The sequence below is a fragment of the Streptomyces sp. 8P21H-1 genome, from assembly GCF_013302945.1.
Window position 1 is genome coordinate 452 of record NZ_JABTYA010000006.1, and the last position, 1,729, is coordinate 2,180.

The window sequence follows — 1,729 nt, forward strand, 5'->3', positions numbered from 1 at the left end:
GCCCAGCCACAGGGGACGTTCGCGGTCCTGCCCGTATGCCGCCATCAGCGCCTGCACCTCGATCGGATCGCCGAGCCGGGTGCCGGTGCCGTGGCCTTCCACCGCGTCGATGTCCGAAGGAGCGAGATGGGCGGCGTCCAGGGCGTCGTGGATGACGCGTTGCTGGGAGGGGCCGTTGGGGGCGGTGAGGCCGTTGGAGGCGCCGTCCTGGTTGACGGCCGAGCCGCGTACCACCGCCAGGACCCGGTGTCCCAGCCGTTGCGCGTCCGACAGGCGCTCCACCAGCAGCACGCCCACGCCCTCTGCCCAGCCCGTGCCGTCCGCCGCCGCGCCGTACGCCTTGCAACGGCCGTCCTCGGCCATGCCGCGCTGCCGGGAGAATCCGACGAAGACGCTGGGCGTCGACATCACGGTGGCGCCGCCCACCAGGGCCATGGAGCACTCGCCTGACCGGAGGGCCTGGGCGGCCAGGTGCAGGGCGACCAGGGACGACGAGCACGCCGTGTCCACCGTCACCGCGGGGCCCTCGAAGCCGAGCGCGTACGACACCCGGCCGGTGAGCACGCTCGCCGAGCTGCCCGTCATCAAGTAGCCCTCGACGCCGTCGGGAACCGCGTCGACGCCGGTGGCGTAATCCTGGTTGAGGGTGCCGAAGTACACGCCGACGTCCTTGCCGTGCAGGGCGGTGGGGTCGATGCCGGCCCGTTCGAACGCCTCCCAGGACGTCTCGAGGAGCAGTCGCTGCTGCGGGTCCATGGCCAGGGCCTCGCGCGGGGAGATGCCGAAGACGGCCGCGTCGAAGTCGCCCGCGTCGCGCAGGAAACCGCCCTCGCGGACGTAGCTGGTGCCGGGGTGGTCGGGGTCAGGGTCGAAGAGGCGGTCCAGGTCCCAGCCCCGGTCCTCGGGGAAGGCACCGACGGCGTCGCCACCGGCCGCCACCAGGTCCCACAGGTCCTCCGGGGAGGTGACACCACCCGGCAGGCGGCAGGCCATGCCGACGATGGCGACGGGTTCCGTGCGCGCGGCCTCGATCCGGTCGAGCCGCTGCCGGGTCTCGTGCAGGTCGGCGGTCACCCGCTTGAGATACCGGACCAGTTTCTCGTCATTGTCCACCGGGGGTCACCTTCCTCTTCGCTCGTGGGCGTTCACTCGTGGGCGCGGCTGGGGTCCGACGGGCCGGCGATCCCGAACTCCTCGTCGATGAAGGCCAGGACGTCGTCGACCGACGCCGTGTCGAGCGTCGTCTGGATGCTGTCGGTGCCGTCGGCCGGTCCGGGGGCGACGGTGCTGAGCCGGGCCGCCAGCACCCGGAGCCGGGCGGCGGCGACGGTGTCCTTGGCCCGGTCGGCCGGGCGGGCCGCCACCAGGTCCTCCAGCCGTGCCAGCTCGTCCAGCAGCGGATCCTCCGCGGTGCCTGGGTCCAGCAGGGCGTTCAGGTGGTCGGCGAGTGTCACGGGTGTCGGGAAGTCGAAGGCGAAGGTGGCGGGGAGGCGCAGCCCGGTGCGGGCGAGGAGCCGGTCGCGCAGTTCGATCACCGTGAGCGAGTCGAAGCCGACGTCGGTGAAGGCCGCCCCGTGGCCGATGCGGCCGGCGGAGCTGTGGCCGAGGACGTGGGCCGCTTCCTGCCGGACCAGGTCGAGGAGGATCGCCTGCCGGTCGGCGGCGCCCACGCCGGCCAGCCGGGTGCTGAGCGCGTCCGCTCCGTCGGCCGGTGCCCGTCCGGCCCGCT

Annotated in this window: 2 protein-coding genes; both read right to left on the minus strand. The window is 73.5% G+C overall.

The annotated features are described in order from the left end of the window. On the minus strand, positions 1-1,113 hold a 1,113-nt coding region (locus HO151_RS00165), incomplete at its 3' end, for a beta-ketoacyl synthase N-terminal-like domain-containing protein (protein WP_173894108.1). Positions 1,114-1,145: 32 nt separating this feature from the next. Further along, the coding region (locus HO151_RS00170) for an acyl carrier protein (protein WP_173894109.1) at positions 1,146-1,729 on the minus strand (584 nt) is incomplete at its 5' end.